Annotated in this window: 7 protein-coding genes, 1 tRNA gene and 1 pseudogene; 3 read left to right on the forward strand and 6 right to left on the reverse strand. The window is 36.1% G+C overall.

Going from position 1 to position 19,088, the window contains the following annotated elements; translation table 11 throughout:
* Positions 1-25: 25 nt before the first annotated feature.
* A tRNA-Arg gene (locus ACGH6R_RS03890) sits at positions 26-102 on the forward strand.
* A 260-nt stretch (positions 103-362) separates the two neighbouring features.
* On the opposite strand, the gene ACGH6R_RS03895 is transcribed toward ACGH6R_RS03890, so the two are convergent.
* Positions 363-623, reverse strand: a complete 261-nt coding sequence (locus tag ACGH6R_RS03895) for a DUF4190 domain-containing protein (RefSeq protein ID WP_065559043.1) — start codon at positions 621-623, stop codon at positions 363-365.
* Between the two features lie 595 nt (positions 624-1,218).
* Here ACGH6R_RS03895 and serS point away from each other — a divergent pair.
* Both serS and rarD read left to right on the forward strand, forming a co-directional pair.
* Positions 1,219-2,511 (forward strand): serine--tRNA ligase, encoded by a 1,293-nt coding sequence (gene serS, locus ACGH6R_RS03900; RefSeq protein WP_411598949.1) that lies wholly within the window; start codon positions 1,219-1,221, stop codon positions 2,509-2,511.
* Between the two features lie 68 nt (positions 2,512-2,579).
* A complete protein-coding gene (rarD, locus tag ACGH6R_RS03905; protein WP_411598950.1) occupies positions 2,580-3,476 on the forward strand; it encodes an EamA family transporter RarD in 897 nt (298 codons plus the stop codon).
* 48 nt (positions 3,477-3,524) lie between these two features.
* On the opposite strand, the gene pflA is transcribed toward rarD, so the two are convergent.
* From pflA to ACGH6R_RS03930, 5 genes and pseudogenes are all read right to left on the reverse strand, one after another.
* A complete protein-coding gene (pflA, locus tag ACGH6R_RS03910; RefSeq protein WP_218837373.1) occupies positions 3,525-4,307 on the reverse strand; it encodes a pyruvate formate lyase 1-activating protein in 783 nt (260 codons plus the stop codon).
* A gap of 238 nt (positions 4,308-4,545) precedes the next feature.
* A complete protein-coding gene (pflB, locus tag ACGH6R_RS03915; RefSeq protein WP_220215723.1) occupies positions 4,546-6,828 on the reverse strand; it encodes a formate C-acetyltransferase in 2,283 nt (760 codons plus the stop codon).
* Positions 6,829-6,897: 69 nt separating this feature from the next.
* Positions 6,898-7,746 carry a formate transporter FocA gene (gene focA, locus ACGH6R_RS03920; protein ID WP_257006728.1) on the reverse strand — a complete coding sequence of 283 codons (849 nt, stop codon included), beginning with the start codon at positions 7,744-7,746 and terminating at the stop codon, positions 6,898-6,900.
* 417 nt (positions 7,747-8,163) lie between these two features.
* A complete protein-coding gene (locus ACGH6R_RS03925; RefSeq protein ID WP_411598951.1) occupies positions 8,164-18,048 on the reverse strand; it encodes an SdrD B-like domain-containing protein in 9,885 nt (3,294 codons plus the stop codon).
* Positions 18,048-19,088, reverse strand: a pseudogene (locus ACGH6R_RS03930) (hypothetical protein); the annotation flags it as partial. The gene ACGH6R_RS03925 and the pseudogene ACGH6R_RS03930, both read right to left, overlap by 1 nt.

A 19,088-nucleotide genomic window follows, 5' to 3' on the forward strand; every position in this document is an offset into this window, starting at 1 on the left:
ATGCACCATTTTTACGAACTTACAAGCATCCGTAGCTCAGCTGGATAGAGCACTCGGCTTCGAACCGAGCGGTCAGGGGTTCGAATCCCTTCGGGTGCGCCATTTAAGCATCCCAAAAGATTCTTCGATTTATGCTAATCAATCAAAGGTTATAATGTGTAAAACCATCTAAAAAATTATTCTATACGCATATATTAATCATCTGCTCTACTCTACACTTTAGCATGTTTACCAATACCCTAAAAATGCTTATATAAAACGCTCTACAACGCTTTTTATGTTTCTCAGGCATCTAATGTCATCTATTCCTACCAAAGCCCTAAAAAGTGTTTTAAGCAAGATTAGAAGTCAAAGTGCACATTCTAAGTTAATACTAAAATGAAAAATGAACACCATAATAAAAGCGTTATGATTCCACAAATTATCCCTGTTGTTGCAAAACCAAAACCTCTTTTATTATTATTTTTTATATCACTCATAGCAACAGCACTCAATACTATAGCGACAATAGCGACGACAATACTTAAAATATTGATGACCAAAATAGAAACCAGTGATGAAATTCCGCAACTCATCCCCGCTATAGCTAAACCACTTGTTGCTTTATATTGTTGTTGATCCATTTATCTTTTGCCCCTTGATACTTTTGAAAAATAAAATAAATAGCAGTTAAGTATAAGATTATCGTTTTAGCAGATCAATATAAGATATATTTCACTTTATCAATCATAAATCACCGCTATTCAAATTATTTTCGTGATAGATGCGAATAAGATCGATATCAGTAACAATTGACATATAACAATAACTAAATGATTTAGATAATGATTTAATACTGTATAAAAATAGGAAAATAGATTTAAAACCAATATGAAACATCGGTATGATAAAATTTACCAAAAAATGATTGTTAATAACTTGTATTTGTTTTTCTTTTATGAATAATAGTCGAGATAAAATATTCAGCAGTATAAGCAAGAAAAATAAATGATAAAATAATTGCTTTTATCCAATTGAACTACATTGATTGACGAATATCAGTTAGATTTCTTCGGGTATACCACTCTGGTTGAATCCCGATATAAATCGAGTATACTAAGCTCAAACTTTAAATATTTATAATCAGTCTGCTTTTTTATTTTAAATATGGTCGTCGCTATATTAAAATAACCATTAAAGTAGATAGATATCTTTAATTAATCATAATGGACTTTTTTTATGTTGGACCCGAATTTACTCCGAAATGAATTGGATCTTGTCGCTACTAAATTAGCGCGCCGTGGATTTAAATTAGATGTTGATAGTATTCGTCAACTAGAAGAAAAACGTAAAGTGCTACAAGTTGAAACCGAAAGCTTACAGGCAGAGCGTAATGCACGTTCTAAAGCTATTGGTGAAGCTAAAGCTCGTGGTGAAGATATCACGTCCGTACGTGAAGAAGTCAATAAGCTTGGTGAAAGACTCAACAGCGCTAAAGCTGAGCTCGAAATCTTACTGAATCAAATTAAAGATATTGCTTCAAATATTCCAAATATACCGGATGATTCTGTACCTGACGGTAAAGACGAAAATGATAATGTTGAAATATCGCGTTTTGGTACGCCAAGAACATTTGATTTTCCAGTACAAGATCATGTTGCTTTAGGTGAACGTTTTGGTGGGCTTGACTTTGTTGCGGGTGTAAAACTCACTGGGGCTCGATTTGTGGTGATGAAATCTCAAATTGCGCGTTTACACCGTGCTATCGCTCAATTCATGTTAGACCTTCATACCGAGCAGCATGGCTATGCTGAAATTTACGTACCTTATTTAGTTAATAAGGCCACTTTATTTGGAACAGGTCAATTACCAAAATTTGCAGGTGACCTATTTCACACAAAACCGCTCGATGAAGAAGCAGAAAGCAGTAATTATGCATTAATCCCAACCGCTGAAGTTCCAGTAACAAACTTAGTGCGTGATGAAATTTTAGATGAAAGTGAGCTTCCATTAAAAATGACCGCTCATACACCTTGTTTCCGTTCTGAAGCAGGATCTTATGGTAAAGACACACGTGGTTTAATTCGTATGCACCAATTTGATAAAGTTGAGTTAGTGCAAATAGTGAAACCAGAAGAATCCATGCAAGCGTTAGAAGAGCTTACTGCTCATGCTGAAAAAGTGTTGCAGCTATTAGAACTGCCTTATCGAAAAATTGTGCTATGTACCGGTGATATGGGCTTTGGTTCTTGTAAGACCTATGATCTTGAAGTTTGGGTTCCTGCTCAAAACACTTATCGAGAAATCTCTTCTTGCTCTAATATGTGGGATTTCCAAGCACGTCGTATGCAAGCTCGTTATCGTAGCAAGGCAGACAATAAAACTTATTTAGTCCATACTTTAAATGGTTCTGGATTAGCGGTAGGGCGTACATTGGTTGCCATTATGGAAAACTATCAGCAAGCTGATGGAAGCATTAAAGTTCCATCCGTTTTAGTCCCATACATGAATGGTGTCGAAGTAATAGGCTAAAAAACGTTTATTAACCCTATAATAGCGCTATTCATTAGCGCTATTTTTTTATTAATTAAGGTGAAATCATGATAAAAGGTGTTGTCCTGTCAATACTCGCATCATGCCTTTTTGGCTTACTTTATTATTATCCCGTGTTATTGCATCCCTTGTCAGTTACTGATATCTTTTGCTGGCGATTGTTGACTTCTTTTCCTGCGATTGTGATTTTAATTTTAATCGAAAAACAGTGGTCTGCCATTTATCTACTTTTTGTCCGTATAAAAACACATCCCCTTCTCTTAATTGGGTTATTGTGTTCTTCACTACTTTTGACAATCCAGATGATGATCTTTATCTGGGCTCCTATCAATGGACATGGCTTGTCAGCTTCGTTAGGCTATTTCTTATTACCATTAACCATGGTTATTTCAGGACAGCTGTTTTATCAAGAAAAGCTCAGTTTTTTACAAAAAATAGCAGTGGGGCTTGCGGCATTAGGGGTCGCTATTGAAATTGTCAATACAGGCGCATTTTCGTGGGAAACAGCCGTCATTGCCCTAGGATACCCCGTTTATTTTATGACACGCCGAAAATTACAAATAGAGGGCATTGCAGGCACGTTTTCAGACTTCTTTTTTATTTTTATTGGGTGTTTGTTTTATTTTATTCTTAACTACAGTTGGGATGAGATTATTCATGACATTACCCATTTTCCTATTTTTATCCCTATGCTAGGAATCATTACCGCTATTGCTTTTGCAATGTATTTTGTTGCAAGACGATTACTACCGATGGGATTATTCGGATTACTTGGATATGTAGAACCTGTTCTGCTTTCTATGGTATCGGTAATATTTTTGCATGAATCTGTATCGTCAGAGCATATCATCTCATATGGGCTTATTTGGTTGTCTGTCTGCGTATTAGCATTAGAAGGGAGTATATTTGTTTTACGAGCGATAAAACGTAAAAGAATTCGGTAAATAACAAAAAAGCACATTTTAATGTGCTTTTATTTGATATAGTGAAATTTATTTACTAAACGTGACCGGCTGACCATAACTTTCAATAATCGCTTGGATTCTGTCTAAGGTTTCTCTTGGAGGTGCCTCAACGCCTTCCAATTGATATTTATCCCCTATCGTATCCCACTTATAAGCCCCCATTTTATGGTAAGGCAATAATTCAACACGCTCAATATTGTCCATTCCTTGAATAAATTGACCTAGTAGATGCGCAGAATTATCATCATCCGTCCAGCCTGGCACAACGACATAGCGGATCCATGTTTTTTTATTAATTTTTTGAAGATATTTAGCAAACTCAAGTACCCGTTTATTCGAAACACCGACCAGTTTTTGATGTATTTCATCATTCATCTGTTTTAAATCAAGCATCACTAAATCCGTTACTTCCATTAACGCATCAACAGTCTGATCAAGTTGTCTGGCATAACCGTTGGTATCCAGACAGGTGCTTATACCCTCTTCATGACAAGCCTTAAACCATTCTGTAATAAATTCAGATTGCAACGTTGCTTCACCACCCGATGCGGTGACGCCGCCCCCATTAGGCATGATAAAACTTTTGTAAGAAACAATTTCTTTCATTAGTTCATCAACCGTGACCTCTCGTCCTGCTTTCAAATCCCAAGTATCACGATTATGACAGTATAAACAGCGCATTAAGCAACCTTGAAAAAAAACAATGAAGCGAATTCCTGGCCCATCAACAGTACCAAAAGATTCGAAAGAATGAATACGACCTTTAATCGGTTGTTTTGTTGTCATAATGATATTGTTATTTTGTTCCATAAATTTTCTCTAATCGTTGCTCACATTGCTTATACGTTATTTTAACTCAGATACGGTTTAGCTTTCACCAATTACACTAATCAGAAACGCTTTTTAATTTAGGTAATTATATAGGTTAAAAATGAATGATATCAACACAACTACTCTTTTACGAATAATGAATATGAATTTAGTCAATATTATAAAAAAATAGCGCCCTTTTTGGACGCTATTTTGTCGTAATTTAAAATCAACTAAATTACATAGATTGTGTAAAAGTACGTGTAATGACGTCTTTTTGTTGTTCTTTAGTTAATGAGTTGAAACGCACTGCATATCCAGAAACACGAATGGTTAATTGTGGATATTTTTCAGGATGTTCCATCGCATCTAATAATGTTTCACGATTCAATACGTTAACATTTAAGTGCTGACCACCTTCAACTGATGCTTCGTGGTGGAAGTAACCATCCATTAAACCAGCTAAGTTACGTTTACGTGCATTATCATCTTTACCTAATGCATTTGGTACGATAGAGAAAGTATAAGAAATACCGTCTTTAGCGTAAGCAAATGGCAATTTAGCAACAGATGTTAATGAAGCAACCGCACCTTTTTGGTCACGTCCGTGCATTGGGTTAGCACCTGGTCCAAATGGCGCACCGGCACGACGACCGTCTGGCGTATTACCTGTTTTCTTACCATATACAACGTTTGAAGTAATGGTTAATACAGATTGTGTAGGAATTGCATTACGATAAGTTTTAAGTTTTTGAATTTTCTTCATGAAACGTTCAACTAAATCTACAGCGATATCATCTACACGTGGATCATTGTTACCGAATTGTGGATATTCACCTTCGATTTCAAAATCTACCGCAAGACCGTCTTCATCACGAATGGTTTTTACTTTTGCATATTTAATTGCAGATAATGAGTCAGCAGCAACAGAAAGACCAGCAATACCACATGCCATAGTACGAATAATATCACGATCGTGAAGAGCCATTAATGATGCTTCATAGCTGTATTTATCGTGCATATAGTGAATTGCGTTTAGTGCTGTCACATATTGTTTTGCTAACCAATCCATAAAGTGATCTAAACGAGCAAAGACTTTGTCGAAATCAAGATATTCATCAGTGATTGGATCTTCTTTCGGGCCAACTTGCATTTTTAATTTCTCATCCACACCACCATTGATTGCGTATAGAAGAGTTTTAGCAAGGTTTGCACGCGCACCAAAGAATTGCATTTGTTTACCAACAATCATTGGGCTTACACAACATGCGATTGCATAATCGTCGTTGTTAAAGTCTGGACGCATTAAATCATCATTTTCATATTGTAAAGATGACGTATCAATCGATACTTTTGATGCGAACTCTTTGAATCCACTTGGTAATTGTTCAGACCAAAGAATAGTCATATTTGGTTCTGGTGATGGACCCATGGTATATAAAGTGTTTAAGAAACGGAAAGAAGTCTTAGTAACTAATGTACGACCATCAACACCCATACCAGCGATAGATTCTGTTGCCCAAATAGGGTCACCAGAGAATAATTCATCATATTCTGGAGTACGTAAGAAACGAACCATACGTAATTTCATTACGAAGTGGTCAACAATTTCTTGAGCGTCTTTTTCAGTAATTAATCCAGCTTCAAGATCACGTTGGAAATAAATATCAAAGAATGTTGAAGTACGGCCTAAAGACATAGCGGCACCGTTTTGAGATTTAACCGCAGCTAAATAACCGAAGTAAGTCCATTGAACAGCTTCTTGTGCCGTTTTCGCTGGTCCAGAAATGTCGTAACCATATTTAGCAGCCATTTCTTTAATTTGACCAAGCGCACGATGTTGTTCAGCGATTTCTTCACGACGTTGCATTGTCATGGCTAAATCAACACCATTTTCAAAATCCGCTTGTAATGAATTGAATTGTGCAAATTTGTCTTGCATCAAATAGTCGATACCGTAAAGTGCTACACGACGGTAATCCCCAATGATACGACCACGTCCATACGCATCAGGAAGACCAGTGATAACACCTGATTTACGACAACGAAGAATATCTGGTGTATAGATATCGAAAACACCTTGGTTATGGGTTTTACGATAATCAGTAAAGATTTTTTTGACTAAAGGATCAAGTGTTCTGTTGTATGCTTTACAAGAGTTCTCGATCATTTTGATACCACCAAACGGGATAATCGCACGTTTTAATGGTTTCTCAGTTTGTAGGCCAACAATTTTTTCTAAATCTTTTTCAATGTAACCTGCATCATGAGCAGTAATTGTCGAAATAACACTTGTATCAAAATCTACAGGGGCATGGGTAGCATTTTCAATTTTGATGCCTTCCATAACTTTATCCCATAATTTAGTTGTCGCATCAGTTGCGCCAGCTAAAAAAGACTCATCACCCTCATATGGTGTGTAGTTTTTTTGAATGAAGTCGCGGACATTGACATTATTTTGCCAATCACCATCTTTAAATCCTTTCCAAGCGACCGCTTGTACTTCGTTTAAATTACTCATAGTTTTTCACCTCAGGTTTACTAAAATTTCTATCTACTCTTTTGTATATAAGGGTAAATATCATAAAAATCAATGTGGCTTACGTAAATATAATGCCCAATAAGGCAGCGCAACGGCTAAACCACCTAAAATATTCCCGATTGTTACAGGAATCAAATTCTTTAACACAAAATGCTCAACGGTTAATTCTTTGAATGCATCCGGTGATACACCTATTGCATGCCAAAATTCTGGAGAAGCAAAATTGTTGATCACAATTCCCATTGGGATCATGAACATATTAGCAATGCTATGCTCAAAACCACTTGCCACAAACATTGCTACCGGTAAAATCATGATTAGCATTTTATCTAATAAACTACGACCAGCGTAACTCATCCAAGCCGCCAAGCACACCATTAGATTGGCTAATAAACCAAGAAAAACAGCTTCAATAAAAGTATGATGCAATTTATGATCTGCAGTTTGCAGAACATTTAGTCCCCACATACCATTGGCTACCATATATTGACCTGAGAACCATATCACGCCAACAAACAGTATAGCACCAATAAAATTACCAATATAGACTAAAATCCAATTGCGAATCATTCTAAACCAACTGACTTTATGCGTCATTTTCGGCAAAATTGTTAAAACTGTTGAAGTAAAAAGATCTGCTCCACAGCAAACAACGAGCATAAGTCCTAATGAGAAACAAATACCACCGACTAACTTAGCAAGTCCAAACGCAACGGTAGATGTACCTGTTGTCACAGTAATATAAAATACAAAAGCAATTGAGATAAATACACCTGCAATAATGGCAGATAAAATCGTACTACTTGGGTGCTTATTTACTTTATAATTACCGACCTCTTCAGCGATTTGGGTCATTTGTGCGGGGGAAAGAGAATCCACAAGCTTATCATTACTCAATGTTAACATCCTCAAAAAAACTAGGGTTTTATGAGGCGGATAGTATACTCTTAATTTATGTCAAATCATCAATTTTTTAGTTAAAAAAATTTAAAAAATTATAACTCATTATTTTTATTTTATTTTTTTACATTTATTAACATAAATAATAACATTCTGTTTTGATTTAAAAAGTGTTTAACAGTTTTAATAAGCTTTTAAAACAGACAGTTAACTATTTCATAGCAATTATAAACGATTTTTTTGCATTGCTGTTGACTGAAGAAATTCCGATAAAATAAAAAAATTTTCCATCCTTTTTCTGATATATCGAAAAAGGAGGAAAATAAAATAGAACAAGTCTTAAATAAATATGTAAATGTAACTTCACGTTACAATTTGGATATCCTTATCCAAATTTTGCCCGTAATCCAATTGTTATGGATTACTTACCTCTGAAACTAAGAAGTCAACTTTGCTAGGTAACCCCGGTGATACTCGAATCACTTTAGGATTACGCCCAATCACTTCATAGCCTTTTGGTAATGTTCTGGTATCCAATTTAATCACAAAATTGGCTCCTCTTTCCCAACGACCACCCGATACACCGACTAGGTGATAACGACCAATTGCATCGGTTGTAATGATTTCACCCCGAGCCGTAACCAATTTGATCCCCCCTAATCCTTCTTCACCTTCATCTTGAATACCGTTACCATTTTTATCGACATACACTTTTCCGAAAATAAGCGCATCATCAAATAATGGATCAGCCGTAACCGTTACGGTTGCATGAGATATATTGGAGACTACTCGTCCGGTTAATGAGTTTATCGCTTTCGCTGTATTGGTATATTCACCTTGAGTCACCCCCGAACCGACCACCAGCATATAAGTAAGCGTTATTTCATCGTTAGATTTCAATTTGATGACCTGAGAGGTGACCGTTCTTCCGCCACTAGGATCAGCAACTTTTTTACCATCAAGACGCGTTGAACCTTTAACAAACTTAAAGCCTGCCGGTAAGATATCTTGTATCTTGATAGCAGAAGCACGCGGACTATTATTGATAATTCTAATTGAGTAAGGCACGATATCACCTACAACGACATTATCTTTCTGTGCCATTTTAATTATCGTGACATCCTCATCCGAATTACGATACCCCAATAGCATTTCATTCGCTAACCGTGTCAAAGTTGTTGACATATCTTTTAACATGACAGGCACAGTGTGAGCACCACCCACACCATTGAATGTTACCGAAGCCGGTGGATTAGCTAAATTAATTAAGTCATGTTCAATTACTTTACCGTTATTGTCTGCGTATTGATCAAATGACGGTATCAAATCAAATAAAGGATTACCACGACCAACATTGACACTACCATCGTTATACTCGCCATACAGGACTCTAACAAAGTATCGTGCTGCACCATTATTATTGGTATCAATAATGAGGTTACGGAAACTAAATTTACCATTTTCACCACTTATTGACTTAACCGGTTGACCACTTTTATCTAAGATGTGTTGTTTATCACTATCTAATAAGTAAACATTCACACCTTTTAAGCCATTATAATTAGCAGCACCTTTTAACCCTCCGCCCTGATTATCATCAAGAATTCTTCCTTCAATGAATCCTCCATTGATATAACCAAAGTTTTGATCGATTAAACTACCTGAAATATCTAATGTTGCCACGTTTTCTGTTTTTGGGGTATTTACGGTGCCATTACGATCGTGATGCGCATCATCCGGATCAAAGCTTGCTCTTAAAGTCGTCGGTATACCGGTAACTTCAATTTTCCATTTACCCGGAATAATGTTATTAATTTCATAATCAACATCACTTGCTGCTAATGTGTGTGTAAAGTGGATAGCAGGATTGTTTACATTCTCGAATAGTAATGTGACCGGCGCATTAACTGAACTATCAATTGAAGGATTGTACTCTCCATCATCATTGTTATCTAAGAACACTTTACCTTTAATACCACTTATCCCACTCCAAGCAAAAATCACTCCTTGAGCATGATCGGTTGCACTCGCAAACTGGTAAATTTCCTCCATTTCGTTATCAGTCTTATTCGTTGTTGCAGCAATATTACTATCTGTTAGTAAGAAACTACTTATATAGTTAGAATTTTGAATAGAGACTTTAACTTTGTAGTTAACACCTGAAACTAGGTTTTCAAACTTATATTGACCAAGATCATTAATATTTGTGCCTGTACTTATTGCCTCAACACTATCAACCAAATCATTTTCGACAAATAATTCAACGGCATAATGCGGGAATAGTGAATCAATACCAATATCTTGAGCTGTTATTGTGTTACCATCATTGGTATCGATATCAATCACAACTTGACCACTAATGCTTGCTTGACCTTTTAGACCGAAATCAACATTGGTGACTAATGGAGAAGATGCCGCATTCATATCTAGTTTTGTTCCATTTGGAACATCAGTAGCAGGCATACCTTGTGGTTTAACCACATAGCTATAACTATAGCCTGAACCTGCTACTGGTTGAACAGTAATAATCCATTCACCCTCTGCAATATTATTGATTTCATATTGACCGTTAGCATCACTCACAGCGGTTAGAAGAATATTAGGATTATTCGCATCCCTTGCTTCAACGGTAACACCCGCTAAAGTAGTATGATATGTCTGATGTATACCTTTTCCTGAGTAATCTTTATAAATTTTGCCTTTTAACGCTTTTTGACTCTTATAACCATAATCAATGTTGTCAACTTGTTGATTAACACCCGCTACCACTAACATATCATGATTACTTGCATTTCCACCATTAACCATGGCTGGACTGAAACTGATTTGATATCCAGACTGCAATAAGGTGCTATCATCAACACTCACTTCATATTGATTATATGCCGTTAAATTATCAAACTGGTAATGACCATTGCTATCCGTTGTCATTCTGATTTCAGGCGCACCACTTAAGCCATTACTTTTGAGGGTAACAGGAATACCATTTAAAGGTCTATCAATAGCTGCCGCATGGTAATTCAAACTAGCATTATCATTGATATCCATATCGACAACCACTCGCCCGGCAATTTTAGCACTCCCCTTCAAGCCATAGTCGATAGTTTTACCTGCGGTATCTGTGGCAGAAATGGTTAGTTTCAACTCGCCAGGATTGACCTGATCAATGGATAAATAATTTACAGCGTAATTGACGTAACTATAATTCCAATCTTGAGGATAACCCGTAATTTTAACAATCCATACACCCGATGTCAGATTGTTTATTGCATAACTACCATCGGCAAGTGATACGCTTGAAACTTTTGCGTTATTACTTTGATTGATAGCACTCACCTCTACCCCTGATAACGTAGGATAATTAGCATTATGAATCGCATTACCCATAATATCTTGATAGATATGACCACTAATACCTATATTACCTTTATAACCAAAATCATTACTGACTTTTTGGTCGTTGTCCGCTGAAACAACTACAGGGGCAATATCGAATGCGTTATTCGTCGAGGCCTTACCTGTCGGACTAAAGCTAATGACATAACCACTTAAAGCGTTTGTAGGATCCGTCACTCGAATTCGATAATTACCACTCGATAAACCATTAAATTCAAAATAGCCATTACTGCCAGTGTTCGTTTGTTTATAGATAACAGTATCATTAGTTGGATCAATTAGGTTTATGGTTAAATTAGCAATACCAGTATCACCTTGTGACAATTGTTCATCGACATCGTTGTCCAGAACAACCATACCTGTAATTATGCTTTGACCTTTCATACCTAGATCAAGTTTGATATCTCGACCGGTATTTGAATCAACCTGATAACTAACACTATTAGTGTTGCTCCCACTTGGAGTTACTGATTTTTCAACAAAATAGCTATAAACTAAACTTGAACGTGTTGGATGTGAAACCGAAACTGTCCATTTGCCTTCAGTAATGTTAGTAAACGAAAACTGACCATCGCTACCAACTGTTTGGCTTTCTGTCACTTTTTTGTTATTCCATTCACCTTCAATTTTTACAACAGCACCCTCTAATTTTGTATGGAATGTTTGATAAGAACCATTTCCGCTTGCGTCCAAATAAACTGTTCCTGATAAGTTGCGTTTAATTTGATAACCGAAAGCACGTTTTTCTGGATTAAGTTCATACCGACTGTCATTCGGACCATTAATATCAAACGTTGCTATCGCCGATGGCGTTGCTGGATTTCCGGGACTAAAGACAAGTTTATAATCATTATGATTTACTGCGCTTGTAATTTCATAATTATGTTGACTTAATCCGTCTATTTCAAAAGCACCAGTAGATGGGTCAACCGATATATCTTTAGGTGTGAAGCCCGATTTATTGTTTGCTGAATTTAAGGTTATTACTGGGGTTATTGGTGTAGATAACTGACCAAATGCCATATCGTTTCGACTATATTGATCATCATTATCTCGGTCAATAACCACATAACCTGTGATTTTACTGCTACCACGATAACCGATATTGATATTGTCAATTGAAGGTTGATTGACAGTTAAGTTAATATCTAATGACAAACTATTATTCTGCCCAACAATCGTTCTGTTATTCATTGAAGTATAATTTAAAGCATAATTATTCCAATCTGCCACTGTTTGTGAGTTATCAGCAGAAAGAACCCATTGACCTGGTGACATATTTTCGAATTTAAAATTTCCTGAACTATCAGTTATTACCGAAAATGTTGCTTGATTATTAGTCGTATTAGAATTTGGGCTTGGCACTTTTGTCAAATTAAGTTTGACCCCAGCAAAGCTGGTATCAACATCTGTTTTACTTTGACTATTATCCACATCAATCGTTACTTGTCCTGCGATAATACCGTCATAATTAAATCCAGTACTACTACTGAAATCATCATTAGTTAGCGGCATAAAATCAATGATATTTTTATTATTTGCTATCTCTGATGCAGGAATAAGTTTAGCGCCATCTGGTGTAATGACTTCTACTTGATAATAATAATTTATAGGTAGTTTTTCGAAAAGATATTGGCCATTTTTCGATGGATTACCATTTAAAGAAATATTATCCGTCTCAATTGTTTTAAGCGTTTTATATTGATTTGAGCCTGGAACCTTGTAATTTAGATTCACCTTCACACCATTAGTAAGCTCATCAACCGTTTTGATTTTATTGTTATTAAAATCAATCCAGACATCACCACCAATTTTTTGCTTACCTAAAACAAGATAATGATTATCAAGTGATCCTTCTAAAGGTAATCCACTGACAGGAATAACGATATGTTGTGCTTGATTTCCTGATTTACTTTGTTTGAAATCATAGTCACTAATCGAATTCATTATGATTTTAACAGAGTAATTAACACCCGTTCCGTATAATAGATTAGCAAAATGATAATGACCATTGTTGGTTTTTTGAGTCATCAATGGCTGTCCACTGGCATTTAATCCTGAATATAATTCAACAGTTGCCTGTACCGAGCCATCAAGTGGATGCGCAAATTGATTTGTATGATTCAAATCTTGGTTAGAATCGTTAAAATCGATATACACATTACCTTGAATACCATCATAGCTAGCCTGATTATAATAGAATATTTTACCGTCAATACCTCGATTATTGATAATGATATTTGATATGGTATCAATCGGTTGCACTGAGTTTTCGCTATTTCCAACAATAACATAGTTTTGTGGGGCTAAAATAACACTGACTTTATAGTTACCATCTGGCAAATTATAAAAATGATATTCTCCATTGGCATCACTATACTGGCGAACCATTTCTTTATTCGTCGTAGCATCGTATAAACTGAGTAATACCCCACCTAATGGCTCACCGGTTGCAGCAGCAGGATCACCAATTAATGTTTTGCCCGAAATACCACTATTTGTTGCGGTAGTGCTGGTTATACCTGCCGATGGATTAGCATTTGTTTTCCCTGCTAATAAGAAGTATTTACCTTTCTGACTACCACCTTTAGTATTAAAAGATATCGGATTTAAAGTTTTGTTCGTATTGTTATCTGCATTCGCTATCACGCCATAACCGCTCGGCGGTTCAATTTCAACGGTATAAAGGCTAGCTTTCGAATCATCTTTACTTAAACTAAAACTATAATAGCCAATTTCATTGGTTTTAAGCGTACTAAATGGCGTACCTGTTGCGTCACTTCCTTTATATAAATTAATAGTTACATTTGAAACAGGAACATCACCCGTTCTATTGAAACTGATATCGGGTTGGCCATTATTATTGATATCGATCATGACATAACCCGATATCGATGCATCCCCCTCTTTTTTATAAATGAAGTCTAAACCACCACCTGATAAAATTGGCGTCGATGCAGTGATTTGAACATCGTTCACGGTATCAGAAGGACTTTTCAATTCATAACGTTTATCTAAGCCTGTATCCGTTACTTTTATCGTGTAATTATCATTTAAAAGATGACTGAAACGATATTTACCATTATTGTCCGTTTTGGTATAAGAATATAATTTATTACTGCCTTTACGATAAATTTCGACACGTACACCAGTGATTGGCACGTCACCCTTAGACGCATCAAAACTACCATTATCATCATAATCGTAATAAAGCTGACCGCTAATTTCAGTATTATTATTGGCTCTAATTAACCAATATTGATTCGGTACACCTCTTGGTAATAAATAAACCTGCATATATTCCAAATTTGTTTTTATTTCATTTGGAAGATAAGTTTTTTCTGTTTTAGATGCGCTGCTATTACCAACTAATTTGAAAGCACTATGATCCAATCCATTTAATCGCAATAACATACTTGTCAGATATAAATTATTATACCGAGTTGAGTTTTGTTTATTATAAACAAATCGCCCATTTTGTTTTACTTTGTTATCAACAAAATCAGGATCTGCAAGGATAGAATCGATACTTTTCGTTCTATCATAGTAATTAGGATAAATTCTTGGTGTAAAGACCCCTTCTACAGATAAATCTGAAAGGTTATACCGTTGTAATTCATCTGATGTTAATAAAACCGATTGCTCATTTTTTTCAGTTGATCCGGTGATGTCTAAATAAATATTACCTGACAAGGCTTCAGTGAGCCCTGAAGGCGCTATCGTTGCTTGCATAAACCATTGATTATTATTATCCATATTTGCTAATGTGCCATCAGCTAATACTTCAAAATTTACTGTACCAGGAGGTGAAGAAGGATCCTTATCGGCAATATCTAAATATTTAGTTTTATCTGCTTGATGAACAATACGGTATTTGCCTTCTGGTAATGATTTAAGATTGATCGTTCGATAGTAATCACCAATAACACTCCATTTTTCATAATTACTTCCATTCCAGAAATAGAGATCAAAATATCCATCGCCTTTCTCAAGTGTTTGTTCACCTGCATAGTCCATATCGCCATTGAGATCATTAACCGGTGCCCCCGAAAATTGTCCTTTTCCTTGCATTAGAAAGTTTTTCGTCATCGGGACATCTAGTTGTTTAAATTGTACTTTATAACTTGGAGCTAACTCTTTAGCGGTATTTGTGACAGCCGTTGTACCTGAATAGATAGCTTTAACGATATAAGTCACATCTCGATTAATACCATCTTGTTGCCCTTGAAAACTATATTCACCCTTGGCATTGGTTAGTTTTTTCCCAATAAAATTACTTCCATTTTCAGTACAATCATTGGTACCGTCATCTTCACAAAGTAAAACAATAGCATTCTTTAATGGTAAGTCATTAGCATTGTACATTTGCCCGGTTTGTATCTCACCATCACCTAACCATGTATCTAACAGTACTGAACCACGAAGAACATCTTCATTAATTTTCAATTTATACCAGATGTTAGTATCCCTGTTATATTTGTTACCACCACTCGCATTAACAACAATGCTTGATATCGTTTTTTTATTATCATTAGGATCGATACTTGAACCGCTATTCTGATCATTATTTTCGAAATCAACATCGCCAGCCTTGATATTACTGTCGCCACCATACTCCTGTTTAGCCGTAACACGATACTCTCCATTAGGCAAATTGGTGAAATTGTAATAACCCTTGTTATCTGTTGCAAATTCAGTGATAACTGTCCATTTTCCAAATACTTTACGCTCCAAAGTAACCCGATTTTGTTTAATTGGTGTATCTTGATTTGGATTATAAGTGCCTAAAGCCCCTCGATGGCTATTATTTAAATACACATATCCAGAAATCGTATTGGGTCTTTTTGGTGTAAAGTAGAGGGTATCCTCCCAAGTTCTATTTGGAGTGACATTAATCGAATATTCGCCATTATATGATTCGGGATAATCCAAATTATCCGTATCATATTCAACAACAGAATAATAAAATAAACCAGCATGATCGATAGGATAATTTTGTGACCCTCTTACGCCATAAAAACCCGGTTTTTGATAGCTGACTTCTAATTTATTACCTTGTAAATCGGTTGCTTGAGTCACACCATCTTCTTCAAAAAAGGCTATTTTAGTATAAGTACTGGCGGTAATTGCTTCAAGCCCATTAATTGTTGAACTCCAGCTCCAATTTCCATTGGCTGTTTTCAAATAATTGACGACTAATAAATTACCTAAATCTTTACGTATTGGTGAATACCAAAAGTTTTGGTTGGTTTTTCTCTCGTTAAGTTTGGGTACGATAATCTCTTTAGCAGCAATGTTAGCTTGTGTACCATTACTTAATGTGACTTTTCCTTTATGCGTACTTCTTGATTTAGAGGAGGTACTGGTTGACTTACCGTCTGTGTCATTGACAAAAACAGTATTATTTAAATTTATATTTGACTCTGTGACAACAACTTTATAATCTTTGTCTTTTACTAATCCGACAAATTGATAGGCGCCCAAATTACCGGTAAATTGATAAGCAATTTTCTCCCAATCGGTTCCATTATGTTGGTAAAGTTCGACAGTGGTATTAAGTCCTGTACTACCTTGAGCCGCAAGCGGAATATTATTGCCCGTTTTACCTGAATCTGGGCCTGCTATAATATATTGCTGAGGTCCTAGTACAAACACATTTCCAGATATACTAGATAAAGATGTATCGTTAGGATCTAATTGAAACAAGAAATTAGGACCACTAGGCACCCCAGTTGAGTCAGGTATTGTTAATTGTGCTTTTGCCCTGTTTTTACTATCAGTAGTAAAAGGTGGAGAAGTGACATTTGTTACCTGAATATCATAAGTTGCAACAGCGAGATCACTAAAGCTGTATTTACCATCACCACCTGTAATAACGGTATCGGTTCCCATTACTTTGGTTGTTGTACCGGAATAATACAACTCAACCCTCATATTTTGTAGACCAGTATCAATATCTGCTTCATAGGTATTGTTGTTATTTCTATCAACCACAACAACACCATCAACAGAATTGGTATTACGATGTTTAAGATTAAATTGCCCACTTTGATCTGAACCTTCCATCTTAAAAGAAATAAGTTCAGCATATTGATGACTATTATCTGGTAGTATGACATCCCATAATTTATAATTTCGAGTTTTTAAAAAGAGATCAACGTCTTTATCAAAAAAAGCCTCATATTTAACCTGTAATAATGTATTTTTTATCTCTATTTCGCCATTACTATCTGTTTTTAATACGATATTATTATCCGTATTGGTTACCATCCCAACCGTTGATTGAGTTCTCATTTTTACAGGAATGTTGTTAATACCTGCATCTGTACCATTTTTAACTTTTAGATGAATAGTTCCCCCTTTTCCTTTTAAAAAGAGGTTTTGACCTAATTCACCTGTTGCTCCTCTAACAGTTACATTTTTAGAAACGCTTTCCCCATTATTGGTTGCTATTTCAACGATATAATTTCCTAAAGTGTTAACTTCAAAGTTATACTGGCCATTATCATTTGTTTGTTCATTTGATATTAAAATACCTTGATCATCTTTTAATGTCACGGATAAGCCTTGTAACGGAAAGGTTACATTCTTTGCGGTATCATCGTAGTCTAAAAATACCCTTCCCGCTATTGGAATTGCATTAGCTACCGATACAACTGTTAACGACATAAAGGTGGATAGCAACATCCATTTTAGACATTGTAATATCGCTTTATAACTAAAAACATCAACCCAAGATCTTTTTTTAGCATTCATTTTCGCTGTTGCATTACACTTAATTCGCATTATCTTCTCTCCTGATATGCGTAAATTCTCTTCTTTTCGATTTTCAGCTTTTAGGTCTGATTTTATTTGCACGGGTAAACGTATTTGACCACTGTTAACTTTTTGCCAACTGTTCATTAGAAACTCCCCACTACATTGACAAACCAACCATGTGAACGGTAGTTCAAGCGTGTTAAGTTGTCGTTATAATCCGTGAAGTTGTAACCCACACCCATCTTGATGTTGTCGCCAACATTACGGTAGACACTGGTCACTAAACCGTCTTTATGGTCATCTGCCAGATCTGTACGTAGCGTTCGCCCCTCAACCTGATATTCCCAGTCACCCGTCTTATAATTAATCCTTAGTGCATATAAATCAGCGCCTGATGAATACCAATCGCTTTCACCTTTATAACGTAAATGACCCTGTCTTTGTGCCGCCTTAAACGCCGTTTCCCAGTTCGCATTCCATTCGTAAACACCTTCTAATGACCATACCCAGCTCTTTTGGTCATACAAGCTCGACGTATAACGTTTACCACCTGATGATGTTGAGTTCACTATCAACTGGTCATCCGGGTCTAATCCATACACATAGGTCATTTTGCCAAAAAGGTTCAGATTATTGATTACTTGGGGTCGGTAGGCAAAACCGATCATTGACTCCGTGTAATTACTTACTACATCACTTGAATCATCTTGATTACCAAACGTTTTGGCAAAATCAAATTGTCCAAGCCAACTTAAGTTTTCATTAACCACCGTTTTTGCCCGGTTAGTGGTCACCCATTGTCTTATGCGTTCACTACCTTCATCTATCCGATATTCCAGACGATTGCGTATTTGAAATAAATCATTTTTATAACCATAACCAGCGGCATAAATATCCCGACGAGTTTCATCATTTCCGGTTAAACTGGTGTGATTGCGGTGACGATTGCTCACACGGCCTATCGAGTAAGACCCCTCTATAAATTGGGCTTCCGTCGGTTTATAACTTACCCCATAAACATCCGATGTCGTGTGGTCTATGCGGTTGGTTTTAAATTGTCGCTCAGAATATAACTCCATTTGACTCGTCGCCTTGGTTCGACCACCAAATACCGTTGTAATACCGCGACCCGAACTTGAGTCCACATCATTGAGTACCTTCGTGTATAAGTTGGTGCGGTCATT

Origin of the sequence: Gilliamella sp. CG13 (assembly GCF_046635805.1) — a bacterium.
Taxonomy (GTDB): Bacteria; Pseudomonadota; Gammaproteobacteria; order Enterobacterales; family Orbaceae; genus Gilliamella; species Gilliamella apicola_I.